The organism is Arthrobacter sp. MOO21, assembly GCF_057369995.2.
The window spans coordinates 2,418,151-2,439,582 of record NZ_CM170671.2; the positions used below are offsets into that span (position 1 = coordinate 2,418,151).

Consider the following 21,432-nt stretch of genomic DNA (forward strand, 5'->3'; position numbering starts at 1 on the left):
CCATGGCAACTGAAACCCTCGCCCGCCCCGTTGCTTCCACCGCCAATCCCGCAGTCCGCCGCAAACCGGGCCGCAGGATGACACCCGGCCGGGTCGTCGTCCTGGCAGTCGCCGCGCTCCTGGCCGTTCTCTGGCTGGTGCCCTTCGCCTGGGCAACCGTCACCGCTTTCAAGAGCGAGACGGACGCCGCCTCTCCGAAGATCAACTGGATCCCGCCGTCGGGCTTTACCGCCGACGCGTTCGTCAAGGTATTCCAGGACGGCAACATTCCGCTCTGGACCTGGAATTCCCTGTACACGTCGGCGGCCATCACCGTGATCACGCTGGTCATTTCCGCGCTGGCGGCCTACGCCCTGTCCCGCATCGACTTCCGGGGCAAGAAGGTCCTGATGACGGTGATCATCGCGTCCATCATCGTTCCCCCGCCGGTCCTGATCATTCCGCTGTTCTACCAGATGGTGGCACTGCACATGATCGATACCTCGTGGGCCATCATCCTGCCGCAGGTCATCCACCCCGCCATGGTGTTCGTCCTCAAGAAGTTCTTCGACCAAATCCCGCGTGAACTCGAGGAAGCCGCCGTCATGGACGGTGCCAGCCGCATGCGGATCTTCCTGCAGGTTGTGCTGCCCCTGTCCCGCCCCATCATGGCTGCCGTCGCGATCTTCGTGTTCATCGGCGCCTGGAACAACTTCCTGTGGCCCTTCATCGCCACCAACGACGGATCCATCCTGACCCTCCCCGTGGGGCTGCAGACCATCAAGAGTGCCTACGGCATCCAGTACGCCCAGAACATGGCGTCAGCGCTGCTCGCGGCCCTGCCCCTCATCCTGCTCTTCCTGTTCTTCCAGCGCCAGATCATCAAGGGCGTTGCGACGACGGGACTCGCGGGGACCTGACGCCCACCTTCGCTATCCATCACGTACGCGTTGCACAACCAAGGAGATAGTCCACATGTCCCGCGCCAGAATCACCCTCGACCGCGACTTCACCATCGGTGAAGTGCCCCGGCGCCTGTTCGGCTCCTTCGTGGAGCACATGGGCCGCTGCGTCTACACCGGCATCTATGAACCGGGCCACCCGGAGGCCGATGAGAACGGCTTCCGCCAAGACGTCCTCAAGCTCGTCAAGGAGCTGGGCGCCACCGTCATCCGCTACCCGGGAGGCAACTTCGTCTCCGGCTACGACTGGGAAGACGGCATTGGTCCCCGGGAGGACCGGCCCCGGCGGCTCGACGGCGCCTGGCATACCGTTGAGACCAACGCCTTCGGCCTGCACGAGTTCGTGGACTGGTCCCGCCAGGCGGGTACCGAGATCATGGAAGCCATCAACCTGGGCACCAGGGGAGTGGATGCCGCCCGGGCCATCGTGGAGTATGCCAACCACCCCGGCGGCACGCGCCTGTCCGACCTGCGCGCAAAGAATGGCCACAAAGACCCCTTCAACATCAAACTGTGGTGCCTCGGCAACGAAATGGACGGGCCGTGGCAGATCGGCCATAAAACGGCCGAGGAATACGGCCGGCTTGCCCAGGAAGCCGCCAAGGCCATGCGGTTCGTGGATCCGGACATCGAACTGGTGGCCTGCGGAAGCTCGAACTCCGGCATGCCGACGTTCGGCGCCTGGGAGCAGACGGTGCTGACCCACGCGTACGAAGAGGTGGACTATGTTTCGCTGCACGCCTACTACCAGGAACGCGACGGCGACGTCGGCAGCTTCCTCGCCAGCGCCGTCGACACCGACTACTTCATCGAATCGGTCATCGCCACGGCGGACGCCGTCCGCGCGAAGGGCAAGCACAAGAAGCACATCAACCTCTCCTTTGACGAGTGGAATGTCTGGTACCAGCGGGGCAGGGACACCGAGGACCAGCCGCACAACGTGGCAAAGGCCGGCTGGCGCGAGCACCCCCGCGTTATCGAGGACAAGTACAACGTGACGGACGCCGTCGTCGTCGGCACCCTGCTCAACTCGCTGCTCCGCCACGGCGACCGGGTCAAGATCGCCAACCAGGCCCAGCTGGTCAACGTGATCGCCCCGATCTTCAGCGAGGAGAACGGCCCGGCCTGGCGGCAGACCATCTTCCACCCGTTTGCCCGCATGGCTGAGCTGGCGAAGGGGCAGATCCTCCGGCTCTCCGTCGATTCGGACAGGTACGGCAACGCCCGGTTCGGCGACACCGACCTCGTGGACGTCAGCGCAACGTGGAACGAGGAAACGGGACGCGTGGCCCTGTTCCTTGCCAACCGCGGCCTGGAGGAGGCCGCGGACGTTGAGGTCGCCCTGCGCGGCTTTGACGCCCGGCGCGTGCTCCGGGCGGAAGTCCTGGAAATTCCCGACGGCGGGGACCGCTTCACGGCCAACTCGCAGGAGAGTCCGGACCGGGTAGGCCTGAAGCCGCTGGAGGGAGCGAAGGCGAGCGGGTCCGAGCTGCGGCTCAGCCTGCCTGCCCTGTCATGGGCCGTCGTCGAACTGGACGTGGTGAAGAACTGATCCTGCCCAGGGCACACAAAAAGGCCGCCCCTCTGAACTGGTCCCCGAAAGTTGGACTCGCAAATGCGATGTATCCACTTTAGCGGCCAGCTATCGGCTGTTCGCAGAAGTCCCCGTCCCAAGTGGGACGGGGACTTCTGCGTGTTTGAACCACCTGCCAAGCCAGGGGGGCGAGAGCTGCACCTGGGTTTAGCCCGTTCATTGACCTTCATGCCGTATTCGTGGATCGTTTGGTCCATGAGCCGGGGGACGCGAATCGCTTTGTCTTTGATGGTTTCCGTGTTGGTGCTGGCGGGCATTTTTGCTGGCGTCCGGCTATGGAACGTCCATCAACAGACATCGGACTGGGTCCTGTCGCCCAAGGAAGTTCCGTCCAGAGTGCAGTTTGCCGACCGCGAATATAACTGTGGTCCCAACCCACAGCCCGCCGAACACGATGTATCCGCCCTAACCTCTCAAGGTAGGACAGCCGGAGGGGGCGAGATATTTGCTCAGGAGCCTTCTGCCGAAGCCAGAGTTTTTATCGTCGTGCAGACAGGCAAGGGCGCGTTTGGCTGCGGTCTAATGGGGGGACCCTAGTCCAGCTGTGCTTCTAATTGGGACCTAAGCCGCAAGCATCTGAGCACGGTACTGTACCGGGCTCAAGCCCTTGAGCTTGGTGGAAATTCTTTCGGTGTTGTACCAGCTGATGTATGCGTGCAGCGCTGATGCGAGTGCGTCGGTGTTGAGGAACCGGACGCGGTGGAAGAGCTCTTCCTTCAGGTGTCCGAAGAAGTTCTCCATGACGGCGTTGTCGTAGCAGTTGGCTTTGCGTGACATCGATTGGACGGCGCCGGCGTTCGCCAAGAGTGTGCGCCAAGAGTTGTGCTGATACTGGAACCCTTGGTCTGAGTGGACGAGGGGTTTCTGCCCGTTCTCCAGCGTGGCCAAGGCGCCGCGCAATGAGGAGTTGGTCAGTTCCAGGTTGGGCGAGGTCCCAATGGCGTAGGAGATGATCTGCCGGTCGAACAGGTCCATGATCGGTGAGAGGTAGAGCTTCCTGTCGCCGACGCTGAACTCGGTCACATCGGTCACCCACTTCTGGTTTGGGGCGTCCGCGTCGAACTGGCGTTTCAGCAGGTTCGGGGCCACGATGCCTTGCTCGCCCTGGTAGGAGTTGTATCGCTTCCTGCTTCGGACCTTGCAGACCAGCCGGAGGGAACGCATCAGCTTCAGAACCGTCTTCTTAGCGACCGTCCATCCTTGCTTCAACAGTTCAATATGGATCCGGCGATGCCCGTACCGGCCGTGGTTCTTCGTAAAAATGTCAGTGACAGCGGCCTTCAGGGACGCCCGTGGATCGGGGCCATTGAGTTTGGCTTGGTGGTAGAAGAACGTGGACCGGGCTAACCCGGCCACGTCCAGCAGAACCTCTAATCGGTGCTCAGCCTTGAGAGCGATGACAGCGCGAACCTTTAGCGCTGCTCCCTGCCCCTCAAGGCGTTTACTTTTCCCAGGAAAGCAACCTCTGCACGCAGGCGTTCGTTCTCACGTCGCAGCCGCTGCAGCTCCGGTTCCTGCTGCGGCGGGGTATCTGGGTTCTTCCTTGGGCGGCCTTTAGGTTTCGGACGGAGGCCTTCCTCGCCCTGAGCCCGGTACTGCATTGCCCACACGGCTATCAGGTGTGGCGAGGATAGTTCGAGCTCTTTGGCCAGTGCGACCCTGGTCTCGCCGGAGATATATCGCTGCACGGCGTTGAGCTTGAGCTCGAATGAATACACGCGGTTGCCTGGTTTGGTCACAAGAGCAGTATCCCCACGAACGCGCCATCTGTCGTGTAACCGGAGGATCGGCTTCCGACGCACCCCGAGCCTGGTTGCTACAGCTCTGGAGCCCCACCCGATCTCAAACAGCGCCACCGCGGCCTCGCGCTGTTCCTCGGACAACGAACTTCTTCCATGCATAAAACTGCTCCCCGAAAGTCAGAACTGATTTTTCAGTCCAACTTTCGGGGAGCAGTTCACTCGGGGCGGCCTTTTTCGTGGAGCTTAGCGGGAGCGCTGGCGGAGGCGCTGCATGTCCAGGATGACCACGGCGCGGGCTTCGAGGCGGAGCCAGCCGCGCTGAACGAATTCGGCCAGGGCCTTGTTGACGGTCTCGCGGGACGCGCCCACCAGCTGGGCGAGCTCCTCCTGGGTGAGTTCGTGTGCCACCAGGACGCCGTCGGTTGCCGGGCGGCCGAAACGGTCGGCCAGGTCCAGCAGGGCCTTTGCCACGCGGCCCGGAACGTCGGAGAAGACCAGGTCGGAGAGGGAATCGTTGGTGCGGCGGAGGCGGCGGGCCAGGGCCTGCAGCAGCTGGGCCGAGACCTCGGGACGGGTGCGCAGGAGGGTGTTCAGGCTCTCGTTCTTGAGCCCGGCCAGCCGGGTCTCCGACACCGCGGTGGCGGTGGCGGTGCGCGGGCTGGGATCGAACAGGGCCATCTCGCCGAAGAGCTCTCCCGGGCCAAGGATGGCAAGGAGGGATTCGCGGCCATCGGGGGAGGTGCGGCCGAGCTTCACCTTGCCGGAGACAATGAAGTAGAGCTGGTCACCCTGGTCGCCCTCGCGGAACACCGATGCGCCACGGGACAGGTCCACCTCGGTCAGCTCGTCCGTCAGCAGACGGAATGCGTCGTCGTCGAGCGTGGCGAAAAGGGGTGCTCGGCGCAGTACCTCGATGTCCATGAAATCTCCTGAGTAAAAGTATCGGCTGTGGCGCTTGTGCCATTGTTTCAGAATTTTCAAGGTTCTGTGACGAACTTGGCAGCCGAAACGCCTGAAGAAAGCTGGATGAAGGGCCTTCGGAGGGGAGGGAGGGAGCTCAGGGGACTACCAGTGTGCGCCGATAGAATGGGGGTTCAACCGTTAATAAGGAGCCTTTGTGGTCGGCTTGACTGTCCTGGACATTGTCCTGATCCTGGCGCTGCTGTCATACCTGATCTACGGTCTCCGCAATGGGTTCCTGGTCACCGTGGGCGGGCTCGTGGGCTTCGCCGCGGGTGCTGTCGCGGCCTTCTTCGCCGTTCCCCTGGTCAGCGGCTTCGTTGAGGATTCCGGATGGAGGCTGACCGCCATCATCGCGGCCGCCGTCGTCCTGATGGCGCTGGGACATGGCCTGGGCACCATGGTGGGACGGCAACTGCGCGGGGTTGTGCGCATCCGGCCGCTGCGCGCGGTGGACCGCCTGGTGGGCGGGGCGCTGAACTTGGTGGTTTCCGCGCTGGTGATGTCCATGCTCGCGTTCAGCATCAGCTCCCTGGGCGTACCCGTCATCTCGCAGCAGCTGGCCGAGTCCAAGGTGATCCGCTTCATTGACGGGCTGACTCCCACCCCCGTCAAGGCCACCATGGCCGAGCTTCGGTCCACGGTGATCGGCAACGGGATACCCACCCTGATCGAAGGCCTGGACCAGGGCCAGAGGGTGCAGGTGCCCAACACGAGCACCAATACGCCGGCCCTGAACAAGGCGGCGCAGTCCGTCCTGAGGATCGCGGGCACCGCCTACGAATGCGGCCAAAACCAGACCGGCACCGGCTTCGTGGTGTCCGAAGACAGGGTGGTCACCAACGCGCACGTCGTCGCCGGGGTCTCGCAGCCCGTGGTGGAGATGTCCGACGGCGGAGCGATGCCGGGGCGCGTCGTCTACTTCGACACCCGCCACGACCTTGCGGTTCTGGCGGTGGACAACCTGCCGTCGCAGCCGTTGCCGTTGAGCGCCGACCTTCCCGGCGGCAGCCAGGCCGCCTTCGCCGGCTATCCGCACGGAGGCCCCTTCCAGTCCAAGCCGGCCACGGTGCAGGACATCGCCACGGTGCTGGTCCCGGACATCTACGGCAACAACCCCTCGCCGGAGGATATCTACCGGCTCGCCGGCGACGTCCAGCCCGGGAATTCCGGCGGCCCGTTGCTGACCCCGGAGGGCCAGGTGGCCGGCGTGATCTTCGCCAAGGCAACCTCCGACGCGGAAGTGGGGTTTGCCATCACCATGAACGACCTCAACCCGGTCGCGGAGCAGGCCCCGGCGTTGTCCGCAGCGGTCTCCTCCGGGCAATGCATCCAGAAGTAGCGGTCTAGAGGACGTCAGCCAGGTAGTCGATGGCCAGCCGGTACCCGGTGACTCCGGCTCCTACGATGACTGCCGCGCACACGGGGGACAGGTAGGAGTGGTGGCGGAACTCCTCGCGCTGGTGGACGTTGGTGATGTGCACCTCGACGGCGGGAAGCTGGACGGCGGCGAGGGCGTCACGCAGTGCCACGGAGGTGTGCGTGAAGGCGCCGGCGTTGATGACGATGCCCGCGGCGTTTTCCCGGGCGGCGTGGATCGCGTCCAGCAGGACGCCCTCGTGGTTGGACTGGACGCACTCCACCACGAAGCCGTGTTTCTCCGCGGCGGACGCTGCCAGCTGTTCAACATCGGCAAGGGTTGACGTGCCGTACTTTTCCGGTTCGCGCGTACCCAGCAGGTTGAGGTTAGGGCCGTTGATCACAAGGATGGTGCCGCGGCCGGCTTCGGCGGCGGAGGAGGCTTCAGTCATGCCTGCAAATCTAGCGGCTGCCCCCGCCCGCCGCGCATTCTTACGCCCGGAATGCGCGGCGGGAAGGGCTCTGCGGCGGTTCTAGGCAGCGGTGACCTTCAGCAGCAGCGCATGCTCGGGGTTGAGGATGGGCATCGGGAGCCCCACCTCGGCGAGGAACCGGCCGTTGGCCACGGCACCCTCCGCAAGCCATGCGGGAGGCTGGGCCTGGGTGTAGGTGTGGGCGTAGTCGGGGTCGTTCCCAGTGGGGAAGACAGCCTCCACCCGGTACGTGCGTTCCGGTTCCAATCCCGGGAAGCCGGTCCGGCCCGGGGCCTCTGCCGCCGAGGTGCGGGTGCTGACCAGGGCGAACAGCGCCGCCGTCGTGCCCTTTGGAAGCCCGGCACCTCCCGCAGGTGGCCCTCCGGCCACCACGCCGTGCAGCAGCAATGACTCGTCGGCGACGTCGGCGTTGACCCGGCGGCCGCTGTGGATGAGGTCCCGGTGACCCTTGTACAGGCCCACCAGGCGCCGCAGCTCCTCACGCTCCTTGCCCTGCACGCTGCGGATGTCCCATTCCATGCCGAAGTGCCCGAACAGCGCGGTGATGGCCCGGAAGGACAGATCGTGGGTGCGGGCTGTGGTGTGCGAGGTGGTGGGGCCGATGTGGCTGCCCACCAGTTCCGGGGGCACCACGGCGCCCGTCCAGCGCTGGATGGTCTGGCGTTCCAGGGCGTCGTTGCAGTCCGAGGCCCAGATCCGGTCCGTCCGCTCCAGGATGCCCAGGTCCACGCGGGCACCGCCGGAGGAGCAGCTTTCAATTTCGACGGCGGGGTGCGCCTTCTTGAGCTCGTCGAACAGGCGGTAGGCGGCGAGGGTCTGCTGGTGGACGGAGGCGCGGCCGGCGTTCCCGTGCTCCAGCAGGTCCCGGTTCTGGTCCCACTTCAGGTAGCTGATGTCGTTCTCGCGCAGCAGTGCGTCGATCCGGTCGAAGATGTACTGCCAGGCGTCGGGGTTGACCAGGTCGAGGACGTGCTGGTTGCGCCACTCAAGTGGCAGCCTGCCACCGTCCTTGTGTGCGGCAGCCGACGGGCCCACGACCCAGTCCGGGTGGGCCCGGGCGAGGTCCGAATCCAGGTTGACCATCTCCGGTTCCACCCAGAGCCCGAACTCCATCCCGCGGGACGTCACGGCCTCGATCAGCGGGGTCAACCCATTGGGCCATAGGGTTTCATCGACGTACCAGTCGCCCAGGCCTGCGTGGTCGTCGCGGCGGCCGCGGAACCAGCCGTCGTCGAGCACGAACCGCTCCACGCCCAGGTCCGCGGCGGAGTCGGCCAGCTCGATGAGCGTGTCCAGGTTGTGGTCGAAGTACACGGCTTCCCACGTGTTCAGCACCACCGGACGCGGCTTACCGGCCGGCAGGCCGGTGGAGGCGGCAGGCAGGACGTGGTGGGGGCGCGAACGGAACCAGCCGTAGAAGGCCTCCGTGATGCCGTCCAGGCCGCGGTCCGAGTAGGCGGCAAAGAGGGCCGGCGTCGTGTAGCTGGCGCCCGGCTCCAGGACGACCTCGGCGGGCCCCAGCAGTTCCGAGCCGCCGATCATGGTCCGGCCGTCGCCGATGGTGTCAGCGAACTGCTCGTGGTTGCCGCTCCAGGCCAGGTGGGTGGCCCAGACCTTGCCGTGCCGGTTGGCGAAGTCCTTCGTGCCGGCGGCGAACAGCAGGGAGGAATCGTGCCCGGTGCGGCCGTGCCGTCCGGAGCGGACCCAGGTGCCCTGCTGGATGGGGCGCCGCTGCGGGTGGCGTTCCCGGCACCAGCGGCCGGTCAGGTCAAGGAGTTCGACGGCGTCCGGCGCTACCGGGAGGACGGTGGCCAGTTCGTCCACCTGGAAGGGGGAGGTGCCCTCGTTGGTGACGGTGTGGCGCAGTTCCAGCAAGCCCCCTGCGTGAAGCGTTATTGAAGACGAGACGCTGAGGCCGGCGTCGGCGTCGGCCTGCACGATGGTGGCGGCGGCACCATCAGCGCTGACGGATGTAACGCGGAGGCGGGACGAGAAATCAAACCCGGCGCCGTCACCCGTCATCCGATGCCCGCGCAGGCCAGGGCGGCCCCGCCAGGAGGAGGAAGCCTGGGGGAGGAGGCCGGCGGGCACGCGCGCATCCACGGAGGAATGCCCGACGGGCCCGGCCAGGATCGCCAGGTCCGGCAGGCCGGCACCGAGGTCGGCGCCCCAGTGGATGACCTCAGCCTCCCCGCTGTCGAAGCTGATCACCAGGCTGGTGCCGGCGGAACGGAGGTACAAGGGATCCATAGGGAGGTCTCTTTCAGTGTTCAGGGATGCGTTGAAGGTACGCGGGCAAAGTCAGGGGGGAGGGGGGGGCCGGTGCCGCCGCCGCGAGGAGGGGGACGGCGGCACCGGGCCGTGGCTGCGACCACATACGCAGCCACGTGCGGCGGCTACTTGAACAGGGCGTTGACCTGTTCGTTGGCCTGGGTCAGGGAGCTGACAGGCGCCTTGCCGGACACCACAGCGTCCATGGCGGGCTCCATGATGCCCTTCACCTTGGCCGTGTTGTCGGTGATGGGGTACAGGAACGTGGTCTTATTCTTGACGTGCTCGGTGAAGGCGGTGACATCCACGCCCTTGGCCTTGAACGCCTCAGCGGCCTTGTCAGAGGAAGCCTTCAGCGCTGGGAACACGACTGCCTTGGATGCCACGACATCCTGGCAGGCGGAGGAAGCCAGGTACTCCACCCACTTAATGGAAGCGTCCTTCTTCTTGGATCCGGCCCAAATCGAGTCGGCCAGGCCATTGAACATGGAAGCGCGCTTGCCTTCAGGGCCCACAGGCGTCGGCGCGATGCCCACCTCGATGCCCTTGTAGCCGGTGTACTGGCCGATCATCCACGAGCCGTGGGCGTTGATCGCGGACTTCCCGGCAGCGAAGGTGTCGGCCATGCTGGCGCCAACTGTGGTTTCCAGCTTGGGCATGTAGCCCTTATCCGCGAGCCCGGCGAACCACTTCATGGAGTCCTGGAAGCGCGGGTCGTCATAGTTGTAGTGGGTGCCCCACGGGTTCTTGTCCGTGTGGGACCAGCCGGTGGTGTTGGTCAGGTAGCTCCACTCGGTCTGGCCGGAGGAATCGCCCCCGCCGTTCAGGCCCAGGCCGTACACGGCAACGTTGTTCTTATCGAACCCGGCCTCATCGCCACGCTTGCCGTTCTTGTCGACGGTGAGGCGGGCGATGACCTTCTCATAGCTGCCACCGTCCTCGGGGTTCCAGGTCAGGTCCTTCATGTGGTCCTCGGAGATGCCGGCGGCGGTGAGCATGGCCTTGTTGTAGAACAGGCCGATGGTGTCCCAGTCCTTCGGAAGGCCGTAGCGCTTGCCATCCTGGCCCACCCACAGGTCGGCGAGGCCTTCGTTGTAGGCGGACAGGTCCACCTTGTCCTTGCTGACGGCGTCGTCAATGGGAAGCAGCTGCTTGTTCTTGGCCAGTTCGCCGTAGCGTCCGAGGTGGTCGGTGAAGACGTCGGGAGCGGTTCCGCCGACGAATCCATTGGTGAGGGTGCTCCAGTAGTCGTCCCAGCCGCGCTGGGTGATCTTGACGGTGACGTCGGGGTTGGCTTTGTGGAAGTCGTCGGCGCACTGCTGGTAGGCGGGAAGCTGGTTGGCATCCCACAGCCAGTAGCTGATCTCGCCCTTCGCCGATTCAGCCGAACCGCCGTTGCCGCAGGCGGAGAGGGCCAGGACTGCTGCGGCGGCAGCAGCGATTGCGGTTGCTTTTTTCTTCATGACAGGTCCTTTCAGGGGTTTCCGGGCAGGCCACCATGGCCCGCGCGGAGCTAGCGGTAGGTGAAGCGGGAATTACTTGATGCCGGAGAAGCCGATGGAGTTGACGATCTTCTTGCCGAATACGGCGAAGAGGGCAAGGACGGGCAGCGCGGAGACGAGCGTCGCGGCCATCAGACCGGACCAGTCCGGCGCGCCCTGCGGCGACTGGGATTTGAAGACGCCCAGTCCCACCTGGAGCACGCGGACATCGTCTTGCGACCCGACCAGCAGTGGCCAGAAGTACTCGTTCCACTGCCCGATGAAGGTGAGCAGGGCAAGGGTGGCGAGGGGGGCGGCGGCGTTGGGCAGGACAATCTGGAAGAAGATGCGCAGGTGCCTGGCGCCGTCGAGCATGGCCGCCTCCTCCACCTCGCGGGACATGTTCAGGAAGAACTGCCGGAGGAAGAAGATGGCGAACGGAGTCATGAACACATAGGGGAGGACCATCCCAAGCATGGTGTTCAGCAGGTCCAGGTTCTTGATCAGCAGGAAGTTCGGCAGCGCCGTGAAGATCGGCGGGACCAGCATGGTGCCGAGGAAGAGGCTGAAGACGGCGTTGCGCCCCTTCCAGCGGAGGCGGGCGAAGGCATAGGCAGCCATCGCACTGAAGAATACGGCCCCGGCCGTGGTGATCGAGGAGAAGACCACGGAGTTGCGCAGGTAGACCCAGAAGTCGATCGCAGCGCCGGAGCCGCCTTCCGCGACGGCTTCGGCCGGGGACTGCAGCCCGAAGACGCGTTGGAAGGCGCCGAAGGTGAATTCCGCAGGCAGGAGGCTGGTGGCGTTGCCGGCCAGGGCGTTGTTGGTGGACAACGCCGTCCGCAGCACCCAGAGGAAGGGAAGGACAGAGACGGCGATGGCCAGGACCAGCAGTGCCCAGGCTGCGGCGCGGCGGGGATTGAAGGGGCGGCGCCTGGACGGACGACGGCGGGTGGCCGGCTCGGTCATGGGGGTGCGGCTTGCGGTGGTGGTCATGGAGGACTCCTTAGTCCAGGTCCGACTCGTTGCCCTTGAGGAACTTCATCTGGATGAAGGCCACCAGGGCGAGGATGAGGAAGAGAATGACGGCGATGGCGGATCCGTAGCCGAAGTCCGACTCCGTGAAGGCGCGCTGGTAGATGTAGTACTGGATGACGCGGGTGGCGTTGACCGGACCGCCGCCAGTGGTCACGGCGACGGTGTCGAACACCTGGAAGGAACCGATGACGGTGACCACCAGGACCAGTACCAGGACCGGACGCAGCAGCGGGATGGTGATCTTGCGGAAGGTTTGCCAGGCCGATGCGCCGTCCAGTTTGGCCACCTCGTAGACGTGGCCGGGGATGGATTGCAGGCCGGCGAAGATCAGCAACGCCGTGTAGCCCATGTGCCGCCATGTGTTGATCAGCGCCTGGGTGGGGATGGCCCATTCCTCGCTGCCGAAGAACGCGGCGCGGGGCAGGCCTGCCCACTCGATGAACTGGTTCACCACGCCGATCTGGTAGTCCAGCATCCAAAACCACAGCAACGCGGCGATGACGTTGGACATCAGGTAGGGCAGGAGCAGGGCGCCGCGGATTATGGTGGACTTGGCCACATTGTGCATCAGCAGTGCCAGGCCGAGCGCCAGCGCTGTCTGCAGCCCGATGTTCAGGAGCACGTACTGGCCCGTGACGGCCAGGGAGTTCCAGAACAGGGGATCCTTGGCGATTGCCTCGTAGTTCTCCAGGCCGATCCATTCCGGATCTCCAAGAATGTTGTATTCGGTGAAGCTGAGGTAGATGCCGCGGACGGTGGGCACCAGGTAGAAGAGGACAAACCCGATCAGGGCCGGTGCGATGAAAAACAAAGCGATCTTTGCGTCGCTTCGCCCTGTGCTGTTGTGTCCTGTCCGCTTCAGCAGCGTCCGCGTCAGGCCGTGCTCCCCCAAGCGGGGATTCCTGGTAAGGGTGGTCATCGTCGACCCTTTCGGCGAGTGTGATGGGAGTAACAAGCTGGCAGCGAATCTACACGAGTAGATTATGCGCTGGCAAGAGTTGTTTTTTCTTTTACCTGCCGCCGGTTTTATACATTCCTTTGATATTGACTCGAGTAGAAGTGGGTGAAAGACTCGGTTGACCCCTCGCGAAAGGCACAACAATGACGTTCTCCATCGGCATCGTGGGCGCCGGCCAGTTCGGCTCCCAGTTCGCACACCTTTTCAACCTGCACCCGGGCGTGAAGGCCGTCTATGTGGTGGACGAGCGCCCCGAAAGGGCCGCTGAGGCCGTCGACCGCTACCACCTCGCAGGGCAGGAACCGGACTTCGAGGCACTGCTCGCCTCGGACGTCGACGCGGTAGCTATCTTCACCCAGCGCTGGACCCACGGGCCGCTGGTGGAACGGGCGCTGCGGGCCGGCAAGCACGTCTATTCGGCAGTGCCCATGGCCAGTTCGGAAGAGGAAATCGAGCGCATTATCGATGCCGTCCGCGATACCGGGAACGTCTACATGATGGGGGAGACCAGCTACTACAACCCCGCCACCGTCTACGCACGCCAGCAGCACGCCGCAGGCAAGTTCGGCCGCATCTTCTATTCCGAGGGTGACTACGTCCACGACATGGACCTGGGCTTTTATGATGCTTACCAGTACAGCGGCGGTGAGCGCTGGAAAGAAACTGCCAGCTATCCGCCCATGCTCTACCCCACCCACGCCATCGGAGGGGTGCTCGGGGCCCTCCCGGCCCACGCCGTCAGCGTCAGCTGTATCGGAGTCCGGGACCAGCGGAACGATGGAGTCTTCGACAAGGACATCAGCATGTTCGGCAACGATTTTTCCAACGCCACGGCCCTTTTCGAACTGAGCGACGGCGGAGTGATGCGCACCAACGAGATGCGCCGGGTGGGTTACCCCTCCCATATCCGTGAATCCAGGTTCCGGTTCTTCGGAACGGAGGCGAGCTTCGAACAGCTCGCCAAGGTCACCGTATGGCAGGACAAGCAGAACGTCCACGACATCTCCGAACAGATGGAAGCCCGGCCCAGTATTCCCCTGGACGACCCCTCGTTGGCCAACGTGGCCCCGGAACTCCGGGACGCCTTCGTGTCAGGACTCTCCCCGGTCCATGACGCAGAGCGGCTGCCCGCGGAGTTCCTTGGTGCTCCCAACGGTCACGAAGGCAGCCACCACTTCCTGGTGGATGACTTCGTGACTGCCGTGAACAACCGCACGCTGCCGCCGGTCAACGCCTGGGTTGCTGCCCGCTTCACCCTCCCCGGCATCGTGGCCCATCAGTCCGCACTGCAAAACGGCACAAGGCTGTCCATCCGCGACTTCGGCGATGCCCCGGCCAACTCGTAGTTAGCATGGACAGCATGACATCACCGGCCTTACGGGCCCCCCGCGGCGGCCCCGTGACGCGCAAGGACGTCGCGCGCTATGCCGGCGTCAGCACCGCCGTCGTCAGCTACGTGGTCAATGGCGGGCCCAAAAAAGTGGCACCGGCCACCGAGGCAAAAGTCCAGGACGCCATCCGCGTGCTCGGATACCGGCCCAACGCCGCCGCCCGGGCGCTCAAGCTGGGTTCAAGCGAGACGCTGGGGCTGATCGTTCCGGACATCTCCAACCCCTTCTTCTCGCTTTTTTCGCACGCAGTGGAGGACGCCGCCGCGGATCTGGGATATGCGCTCGTATTGAGCAACTCGGACGGAAACCTTGCCAAGGAGCGCCGGAACATCCGGAACCTCGCGGCGCGGCAGGTGGATGGGGTGCTGCTGGCCAGTGTCCTGTTCCAGCCCGACCTGGAGGCGTTGGAAACGGCGGACATCCCGTCGGTTCTGCTCAACCAGGAACGGGATGCGCCGGGCTTCAACAGCATCGGCGTGGACCTGGCGGCCGGTGCCAAAATCGCTGTACAGCACTTGATCGGTCACGGCCACACAAACATCGGCCTGGCCATGGGAACCAACGTCTCCGGGGAAACCGACGGCCGCGAGGTGGGCTGGCGGCAGGCCCTCCAGGAGGCGGGCCTGCCCGAGGGGCCAATTTCCTACAGCGCCTTCACTCGGCCCGGAGGTTACGTTGCCGGGCAGCGGCTGCTGGCGTCGGTAAACAGGCCAACGGCAATCTTTGCCACCTCAGATATGCAGGGCATCGGGCTCCTGCGGGCCATCCACGAGGCAGGTTTGTCCGTACCCGGGGATATCGCAGTGGCATCCTTCGACGGGTCGGCCGACTCCGAATACTCCTGGCCCGCACTGACGACCGTGGAGCAGCCCGTGGTGGCCATGGCGGAGGCCGCCGTGGAGGCTTTGGTTGGAGCCAGCAGGGGCGAGAAGCCACGGCACCGGATCTTTTCGACCCAACTGCATGTCCGGCAGTCCTGCGGTTGCCCCTCGCCGGCCTGCTGCACTGCAGGCAGCCGCAGACGGCCTACCCTCTCGCCCAGGACGCGTTGGGCCTCGGCGCTGAGCCCGGCATCGCTGATGACCTCGTCCACGTCGTCGAGTGCGGCAATGGAGCTGATGCCCAGCATGCCCCACTTGGTGTGGTCGGCCAGCACTACGGTTTTCCGCGCGGCCGCCACGAAGGCGCGGTCGGTTTCCGCTTCGAGCAGGTTGGGCGTGGTGAAACCGGCGTTGGCGTCCATTCCATGGACGCCCAGGAACAGGACGTCCAGATGCAGTTGCTTGAGTGCGCCTGTGGCGATGGGGCCCACCAGGGCGTCCGACGGCGTGCGCTCGCCGCCCACGAGGATCACCGTGGACGTGGAGCGGGTTGAGCCGGATGAGGCGGCATGGTGGAAGAGGTCCGCGATCCTGACCGAGTTGGTGACCACCGTAATCCGGGGACCTCCGACCAGTTCCTTGGCCAGCGCCCACGTGGTGGTGCCTGCACTCAAACCCACCGCCATGCCCTCGTGGACCAGGGCGGCCGCCTCCACCGCGATGGCGCGCTTCTCCGCGGTCAGCTGCGTGGACTTCAACTCGAACCCGGGTTCATGCGTGCTGGCGTCACCGGGCAGCTTGGCGCCCCCGTGGATGCGCTCGAGCTTGCCGCCCTCTTCCAGCACTTCGATGTCCCGCCGCACGGTCATCAGGGAGACACCGAGTTGCTGGGCAAGGTCCGAGACCCGCACGACCCGCTCCCGGTCAAGGGCATCCAAAATTGCCTGGTGTCGTGCGACGGCGAGCATCTGGAAGTTCCTTCGGGGCAGGGGACAAGTCTGCTCCCAGCATACGGCGACGGCGCCGCCCAGGCCGGGCGGCGCCGTCGCAATCTGCTGCCGGTTACCTGCGGAGGGAGGCGGCGATCTGCTGCATGATCGTGGGGTCGGAGAGGGTGGTGGCGTCACCGGGATCCCGGCCTTCGGCGACATCCTTGAGGAGGCGGCGCATGATCTTGCCGGACCGGGTCTTGGGCAGCTCGGGCACCACCAGGATGTTCTTGGGCTTGGCGATGGGGCCGATTTCCTTGCCCACGTGGTTGCGCAGTTCCTGTACCGTGGCATCGCCGTTGTTCGCGGCGTCGCCCCGGAGGATGACGAACGCGACGACGGCCTGGCCGGTGGTTTCGTCCGTGGCGCCCACGACGGCGGCCTCCGCGACGGCGGGGTGGCTGACCAGGGCGGATTCGATTTCCGTGGTGGAGAGCCGGTGGCCTGAGACGTTCATGACGTCGTCCACGCGGCCCAGGAGCCAGATGTCGCCGTCCTCGTCCTTCTTGGCGCCGTCCCCGGCGAAGTACATGTTCTCGAACCGGGACCAGTAGGTGTCCTTGAAGCGTTCCGGGTCGCCCCAGATGCCGCGGAGCATGGACGGCCAGGGCTCACGAATGACCAGGAAGCCGCCGTGCCCGTTGGGGACCGACTCGCCCATTTCGTCCACTACGTCCACGGCGATGCCGGGCAGCGGCACCTGCGCGGAACCGGGCTTGGTGGCGGTAACGCCGGGCAGCGGGGCGATCATCTGGGCGCCCGTCTCGGTCTGCCACCAGGTGTCCACGATGGGGGCCTTGTCGCCGCCGATAACCTTGCGGTACCACATCCAGGCTTCGGGGTTGATCGGCTCACCCACTGAGCCCAGCACCCGCAGGGAGGAGAGGTCGTACTTGGCAGGGATCTCCGCGCCCCACTTCATGAACGTCCGGATGGCAGTGGGAGCGGTGTAGAGGATGGAGACCTTGTACTTCTCCACGATCTCCCACCAGCGGCCCTGGTGCGGGGAGTCCGGGGTGCCTTCGTACATAACCTGGGTGGCCCCGTTGATGAGCGGAGCATAGGCGACGTAGGAGTGTCCGGTGACCCAGCCGACGTCGGCCGTGCACCAGTACACGTCCGTCTCCGGGTGCAGGTCGAAGACAACCTTGTGGGTGTAGGCGGTCTGGGTGAGGTACCCGCCCGTGGTGTGCAGGATGCCCTTGGGCTTTCCGGTGGTGCCGGAGGTGTAGAGGATGTACAGCGGGTGTTCGGAGTCATGCCCCACGGCGGTGTGCTCGGCGGACGCGGCGCCGACGGTGTCGTCCCACCAGTGGTCCCGGCCTTCGGTCCAGTCCACGTCCTGGCCGTTGCGCTTGACTACCACCACGTTCTGCACGGTGTGCCCGTCGTGCGCCAGGGCGTCATCCACAGCGGGCTTGAGCGGGCTGGGCTTGCCGCGCCGGTAGGTCCCGTCGGCGGTGACCACGAGCTTGGCCTCGGCATCGTCGATCCGGGAGCGGAGGGCTTCGGCGGAGAAGCCGCCGAAGACCACGGAGTGGACGGCGCCGATCCGGGCGCAGGCCAGCAGCGTGATGACGGCCTCGGGAATCATGGGCAGGTACACGGCCACCCGGTCACCCTTGGCGACGCCCAGGGACTCGAACGCGTTGGCTGCCTTCTTGACCTCTTCGGTTAGCTGCGCGTACGTGTAGGTGCGGGTGTCGCCCGGTTCGCCCTCGAAGTAGATGGCGACGCGGTCGCCATTGCCGGCCTCGACGTGCCGGTCCAGCGCGTTGTAAGCGGCGTTGAGTTCACCGCCGACGAACCATTTGGCGAACGGAGGGTTGGACCAGTCCAGCGCCTGCGTGAAGTCCTTGCTCCACGTCAGCAGTTCGCGGGCCTTCTTGGCCCAGAACGCTGGCCGGTCGGCATTGGCATCGTCATATTCGGCAGCGGTGACAACGGCGTCTGCTGCGAATTCCGGCGTTGGCGGGAAGGCGCGGGTCTCATGCAGGAGGTTTGCAAAGGCGTCGCCCTGGTGCCCGCCTTGCTGGCCTTCCTGCTGGGTGGACGCGGCCGGAACGGTGGCGGTGGAGCTGGGGGTGTCCTGGGACATGTGAACCTCATCATTCATCGATCTTTGCCGCGCGGGACGCTGTCCGGCGCAGGGCCCTCCGCCTGCACGGCGTCGGGCTCCAGCCGGGACGGGCATACCGCAAAGAGCTGTTCCGCAACCAAGCCTAATGCTTGCCGCCCATGCACTGTGCCCCCCGTCACAGATGCGCCAGTGAGCGGCATTTTTTAAGCGGTGAGTGGTGTTTTCCGCTGCCGCGGGCCGCGCCCGCGGACCTGTGCCAGCTAGTGATCAGCCTGGCTGTTGACTAGGCTGAGATGGAATTGTGACTTCACTTCGGACCGCTCCGCCAGGCGCCAACGCTGCCTGGGAGGGCCGGGACGCATGTCAAGACGGCACAGTTTTCGGGCCCGCACCGGGCCCGGTGCCGCCACGCTAAGGAGAGCAGAATGAACCAGCAAAGCTTCGGCCAGCGAACCGGCCCCGACCCGGAGTCAGGTGCCCGCGCGGTGGGTGCCGCCAGCGGGGCGGGCCGGCCGCGTCCGCAGGCAAGGCGGCGCCGTCCCGCTTTTCCAAGGACGGGAACCAGGCGGTGCTGGGCCCGTTCACGGTGCGGGACCTGACCGTGTTCGCTGCGACGCTCATCCTCTTCATCGCCTCCCTGCTGCCCATCTTCGGTGCACGCTACAACCTGTGGAACCTGAGCAACCTGTTCTTCCTTGGCCTGGGGATCGTCCTGCCGCTGATTGTGAGCGCGCTGTTCGCTGCACGCAGGCTGGCACCTGCCACCAAGATCCGGATCGGATCCCTGTCCATCGACCAGTTCGCATCGGTGGTGGCGTCCTTTGCGGTCGCTTTCTTCTTCCTGACCGTCGCCGTCGCCTACGTCCATGTCCTGCTCGTGGCGCTGGTTGGCTCGGTAATCCTTTTTGCAGCCACCGTGCTGGGCCGGTTCCTGCCCTATCTGGCCGGCGACTTCCAGGGGCGGGCCGAAACGCCGGCGCACCTGGTGGCCCGGGACGCCGCCGTTCCGGTTCCGGCGCCGCGGGCACCGAAGCAGCCCAAGCCGGAGTCCACGTCCCAGCAGCCGAAGAACGGCGGAAAGGGTGCCGGCATGTTTGGCGGAGCGGGCGCAGGCTCCTCGGCAGTGCAGCCTGGCGCTTCCACCCCTGAGCCTGCCCGTGCCGCCCACGAGCCTGCCCGTTCCACCCCTGAGCCTGCCCGTGCCGCCCAGCCGGCCACTGCCGCCGTTCCGACCACCGGAGCAGGCGCCGGCAGTGCCACTGCCGCACCGGTCCCGGCAGCACCGGAAGTAACGGACCGTACCCCTGACGTTGACGCGGGCCCGCCAACCCAGGCGGCCGACGTCGTACGCCCTGCCCAGACGCCTGTTGCCTCCACTGCTGACGCCGCGACCTCCACGTCCGCGGCATCGGGTGCCGGGGGAGCCACCGGCGCTTCCGCTCCGCGCGCCACCTGGGAGCCGCCGGCCGCTACCGCCGTGCACCAGCAAATCCGCCCCGAAGAACCCATCGGAGCGACGGTCGACCCCTCCAGCCGCCACGACGAAGCGGACGAAGTCCCCATCCATGAGGCCTTCTGGTTCGCCGTTGCGCAGCACCGCACCGCGTTCGACCCGCGTACCGGGGCGCCCGCGTTCGTGATTGAACCCGGCGGCTGGGTGCTCGCCCTTGAGGACCGGGGCCACGAATTCCTGGTCCAGCACACCGACGGGCGGCTGGGAGTCCTCCGGGACCTCAGCAACATCGAGCGCGGCTAAGGCCCATGGCCGGGCTCCGGACAGCCAAGCCTGGCGGGAAGGCACCCGCCGGGCAGGGCATCCACGACGGCCAGGCCACCGGCATGCCGGTGGTCTCCTCCGAGTCGCTGCTTGCACTGAAACGGCGGGCCCGGCGCATCAACAGGGCCCTTGCCGAGAAGTACCCCTACGCGCACGCGGAGCTCGACTTCACCAACCCGTTCGAACTGCTGGTGGCCACGGTCCTGTCCGCGCAGACCACGGACGTCACAGTCAACCAGATCACCCCGCTGCTCTTCGCGCGCTACCCGGATGCCAGGGCCATGGCGGAGGCGGAGCCGGCTGCGCTGGAAGAAATCATCAAACCCACGGGTTTCTTCCGGGCCAAAACCCGGAGCCTCATCGCCCTGGCAACCCGACTGGTGGATGACTACGACGGCGTCGTACCGGGACGGCTCGAAGACCTTGTGACCCTGCCCGGCGTGGGCCGGAAGACCGCCAACGTGGTCCTGGGGAACGCTTTCGGCATCCCGGGCATCACCGTGGACACGCACTTCGGCCGGCTGGCCCGCAGGTTCGGCTGGACGCAGTCGGAGGACCCGGTTCAGATCGAACACGACGTCGCGGAACTGTTCGAACCCAAGGACTGGACCATGCTCTCGCACCGGGTGGTTTTCCACGGCCGGCGCGTCTGCCACTCCCGCAAACCCGCCTGCGGCGCCTGCCCAGTGGCAAACTGGTGCCCCAGTTACGGGCTGGGCGAGACCGACGCGGCAAAGGCCGCGAAGCTCCTGAAGTACGAACTCGCGCCCGGCAACGAGGCCCTGCTGGACCAGCTCCTGGCGGAAACCCACCGTGCGGCCGAGATCAGGATGGCGTCCCAAAAGAGGACACAGTGAGCGCACGCGAAGACCTCGCCAACCTGGCCCGGCGGGCTGCGGCGGGAACCTCCGGGCCCCCGGACCCCCGCTGGGCTGCCCTGACGGTTGACGCTGCACGGGCCCGCAGGGCCGCCGTCCTGATGCTTTTTGGAGTGCTCGACGACGTCCCGGCAGAATCCGGCAAGCCCCTGGCGCCCGCGGAACTGGACGTCCTGCTCCTGGAGCGCGCCCACACGCTGGGTTCGCATCCGGGGCAGGTCGCCTTTCCCGGCGGCCGCATCGACCGCGGGGAGACACCCGTGGAGGCGGCGCTTCGGGAAGCGGAGGAGGAGACGGGCCTGGACTCGGGCGGGGTTGAAGTCCTGGGCACGCTCCAGGAGCTGGGCCTTGCCCACACCAACTTCCTGGTGACGCCCGTCCTGGGCTGGTGGCAGTCGCCTTCCCCGGTCCGGGTGGTGGACTACGGAGAGTCCGCCCAGGTCTTCCGGGTCCCGGTCCGGGACCTGCTGGACCCGGATAACCGCGTCATGGCCACCGTCCATCGCGCAGGCCGCACCTTCGACAGCCCTGCCTTCACCGTCAACGGCGTGCTGGTGTGGGGGTTTACCGGCATCGTGCTGAGCGGCCTCTTCGACCAGCTCGGCTGGGCAGTACCTTGGGACCAGGACCGGCTGCACCCTATCGGCGCCTAGGGGCT

General features: G+C 65.8%; 16 protein-coding genes and 2 pseudogenes. 8 read left to right on the top strand and 10 right to left on the bottom strand.

Annotated elements, in window-relative coordinates; genetic code table 11:
- Positions 1-2: 2 nt before the first annotated feature.
- Both AC2JAJ_RS11205 and arfA read left to right on the top strand, forming a co-directional pair.
- Positions 3-899 carry a carbohydrate ABC transporter permease gene (locus AC2JAJ_RS11205; RefSeq protein WP_221386027.1) on the top strand — a complete coding sequence of 299 codons (897 nt, stop codon included), beginning with the start codon at positions 3-5 and terminating at the stop codon, positions 897-899.
- Between the two features lie 55 nt (positions 900-954).
- Positions 955-2,493: an arabinosylfuranosidase ArfA gene (gene arfA / locus AC2JAJ_RS11210; protein WP_486415826.1), complete on the top strand. Its 1,539-nt coding sequence runs from the start codon at positions 955-957 to the stop codon at positions 2,491-2,493.
- Positions 2,494-3,096: 603 nt separating this feature from the next.
- Here the strand turns inward: arfA and AC2JAJ_RS11215 are convergent.
- From AC2JAJ_RS11215 to AC2JAJ_RS11225, 3 genes are all read right to left on the bottom strand, one after another.
- Positions 3,097-3,933, bottom strand: coding sequence for an IS3 family transposase (locus tag AC2JAJ_RS11215; protein ID WP_479775556.1), 837 nt, complete (start codon positions 3,931-3,933; stop codon positions 3,097-3,099).
- Positions 3,934-3,947: 14 nt separating this feature from the next.
- Positions 3,948-4,418 carry a helix-turn-helix domain-containing protein gene (locus AC2JAJ_RS11220; protein ID WP_364275310.1) on the bottom strand — a complete coding sequence of 157 codons (471 nt, stop codon included), beginning with the start codon at positions 4,416-4,418 and terminating at the stop codon, positions 3,948-3,950.
- A 102-nt stretch (positions 4,419-4,520) separates the two neighbouring features.
- Positions 4,521-5,198: a Crp/Fnr family transcriptional regulator gene (locus AC2JAJ_RS11225; RefSeq protein ID WP_013602309.1), complete on the bottom strand. Its 678-nt coding sequence runs from the start codon at positions 5,196-5,198 to the stop codon at positions 4,521-4,523.
- A gap of 196 nt (positions 5,199-5,394) precedes the next feature.
- Between AC2JAJ_RS11225 and AC2JAJ_RS11230 the strand changes: the two genes are divergently transcribed.
- Positions 5,395-6,579, top strand: coding sequence for a MarP family serine protease (locus AC2JAJ_RS11230; protein ID WP_486415825.1), 1,185 nt, complete (start codon positions 5,395-5,397; stop codon positions 6,577-6,579).
- 4 nt (positions 6,580-6,583) lie between these two features.
- Here AC2JAJ_RS11230 and aroQ read toward each other — a convergent pair whose 3' ends face one another.
- The 5 genes from aroQ to AC2JAJ_RS11255 all read right to left on the bottom strand — a co-directional run bounded on the left by aroQ (position 6,584) and on the right by AC2JAJ_RS11255 (position 12,799).
- Positions 6,584-7,048 carry a type II 3-dehydroquinate dehydratase gene (gene aroQ / locus AC2JAJ_RS11235; protein WP_486415824.1) on the bottom strand — a complete coding sequence of 155 codons (465 nt, stop codon included), beginning with the start codon at positions 7,046-7,048 and terminating at the stop codon, positions 6,584-6,586.
- An 81-nt stretch (positions 7,049-7,129) separates the two neighbouring features.
- Entirely contained in the window at positions 7,130-9,340 is a 2,211-nt protein-coding gene (locus AC2JAJ_RS11240; RefSeq protein ID WP_501053121.1) for an alpha-galactosidase, read from the bottom strand.
- Positions 9,341-9,486: 146 nt separating this feature from the next.
- Positions 9,487-10,824 (bottom strand): ABC transporter substrate-binding protein, encoded by a 1,338-nt coding sequence (locus AC2JAJ_RS11245; protein ID WP_486415822.1) that lies wholly within the window; start codon positions 10,822-10,824, stop codon positions 9,487-9,489.
- A 72-nt stretch (positions 10,825-10,896) separates the two neighbouring features.
- A complete protein-coding gene (locus tag AC2JAJ_RS11250) occupies positions 10,897-11,838 on the bottom strand; it encodes a carbohydrate ABC transporter permease (protein ID WP_486415821.1) in 942 nt (313 codons plus the stop codon).
- Positions 11,839-11,848: 10 nt separating this feature from the next.
- Positions 11,849-12,799, bottom strand: a complete 951-nt coding sequence (locus AC2JAJ_RS11255; protein ID WP_454487102.1) for a carbohydrate ABC transporter permease — start codon at positions 12,797-12,799, stop codon at positions 11,849-11,851.
- A 182-nt stretch (positions 12,800-12,981) separates the two neighbouring features.
- Here AC2JAJ_RS11255 and AC2JAJ_RS11260 point away from each other — a divergent pair, with 182 nt between their 5' ends.
- Both AC2JAJ_RS11260 and AC2JAJ_RS11265 read left to right on the top strand, forming a co-directional pair.
- Positions 12,982-14,184 (top strand): Gfo/Idh/MocA family protein, encoded by a 1,203-nt coding sequence (locus AC2JAJ_RS11260; RefSeq protein WP_486415820.1) that lies wholly within the window; start codon positions 12,982-12,984, stop codon positions 14,182-14,184.
- 14 nt (positions 14,185-14,198) lie between these two features.
- Positions 14,199-15,218: pseudogene (locus tag AC2JAJ_RS11265) on the top strand (LacI family DNA-binding transcriptional regulator); the annotation flags it as partial.
- Positions 15,219-15,241: 23 nt separating this feature from the next.
- On the opposite strand, the pseudogene AC2JAJ_RS11270 reads toward AC2JAJ_RS11265, so the two are convergent.
- Positions 15,242-16,018, bottom strand: a pseudogene (locus AC2JAJ_RS11270) (DeoR/GlpR family DNA-binding transcription regulator); the annotation flags it as partial.
- A 94-nt stretch (positions 16,019-16,112) separates the two neighbouring features.
- On the bottom strand, positions 16,113-18,137 hold the full coding sequence (acs, locus tag AC2JAJ_RS11275; protein ID WP_221386896.1) for an acetate--CoA ligase: 2,025 nt from the start codon (positions 18,135-18,137) through the stop codon (positions 16,113-16,115).
- A 550-nt stretch (positions 18,138-18,687) separates the two neighbouring features.
- On the opposite strand from acs, the gene AC2JAJ_RS11280 reads away from it, so the two are divergent.
- The 3 genes from AC2JAJ_RS11280 (at position 18,688) to AC2JAJ_RS11290 (ending at position 21,427) form a co-directional block, all read left to right on the top strand.
- Positions 18,688-19,875, top strand: coding sequence for a hypothetical protein (locus AC2JAJ_RS11280; protein ID WP_501053122.1), 1,188 nt, complete (start codon positions 18,688-18,690; stop codon positions 19,873-19,875).
- Positions 19,876-19,958: 83 nt separating this feature from the next.
- Positions 19,959-20,753, top strand: a complete 795-nt coding sequence (gene nth, locus AC2JAJ_RS11285) for an endonuclease III (protein ID WP_221386897.1) — start codon at positions 19,959-19,961, stop codon at positions 20,751-20,753.
- A complete protein-coding gene (locus AC2JAJ_RS11290) occupies positions 20,750-21,427 on the top strand; it encodes an NUDIX hydrolase (RefSeq protein ID WP_221386042.1) in 678 nt (225 codons plus the stop codon). Before nth ends, AC2JAJ_RS11290 begins: the two co-directional genes overlap by 4 nt.
- Positions 21,428-21,432 lie beyond the last annotated feature (5 nt).

Bases quoted from the DNA above. Each gene is read 5' to 3' on its own strand.
- AC2JAJ_RS11225 (WP_013602309.1), bottom strand. From the start codon at position 5,198: ATGGACATCGAGGTACTGCGCCGAGCACCCCTTTTCGCCACGCTCGAC.
- acs (WP_221386896.1), bottom strand. From the start codon at position 18,137: ATGTCCCAGGACACCCCCAGCTCCACCGCCACCGTTCCGGCCGCGTCC.
- AC2JAJ_RS11205 (WP_221386027.1), top strand. From the start codon at position 3: ATGGCAACTGAAACCCTCGCCCGCCCCGTTGCTTCCACCGCCAATCCC.
- AC2JAJ_RS11255 (WP_454487102.1), bottom strand. From the start codon at position 12,799: ATGACCACCCTTACCAGGAATCCCCGCTTGGGGGAGCACGGCCTGACG.
- nth (WP_221386897.1), top strand. From the start codon at position 19,959: ATGCCGGTGGTCTCCTCCGAGTCGCTGCTTGCACTGAAACGGCGGGCC.
- AC2JAJ_RS11250 (WP_486415821.1), bottom strand. From the start codon at position 11,838: ATGACCACCACCGCAAGCCGCACCCCCATGACCGAGCCGGCCACCCGC.
- AC2JAJ_RS11240 (WP_501053121.1), bottom strand. From the start codon at position 9,340: ATGGATCCCTTGTACCTCCGTTCCGCCGGCACCAGCCTGGTGATCAGC.
- arfA (WP_486415826.1), top strand. From the start codon at position 955: ATGTCCCGCGCCAGAATCACCCTCGACCGCGACTTCACCATCGGTGAA.
- aroQ (WP_486415824.1), bottom strand. From the start codon at position 7,048: ATGACTGAAGCCTCCTCCGCCGCCGAAGCCGGCCGCGGCACCATCCTT.
- AC2JAJ_RS11260 (WP_486415820.1), top strand. From the start codon at position 12,982: ATGACGTTCTCCATCGGCATCGTGGGCGCCGGCCAGTTCGGCTCCCAG.
- AC2JAJ_RS11245 (WP_486415822.1), bottom strand. From the start codon at position 10,824: ATGAAGAAAAAAGCAACCGCAATCGCTGCTGCCGCCGCAGCAGTCCTG.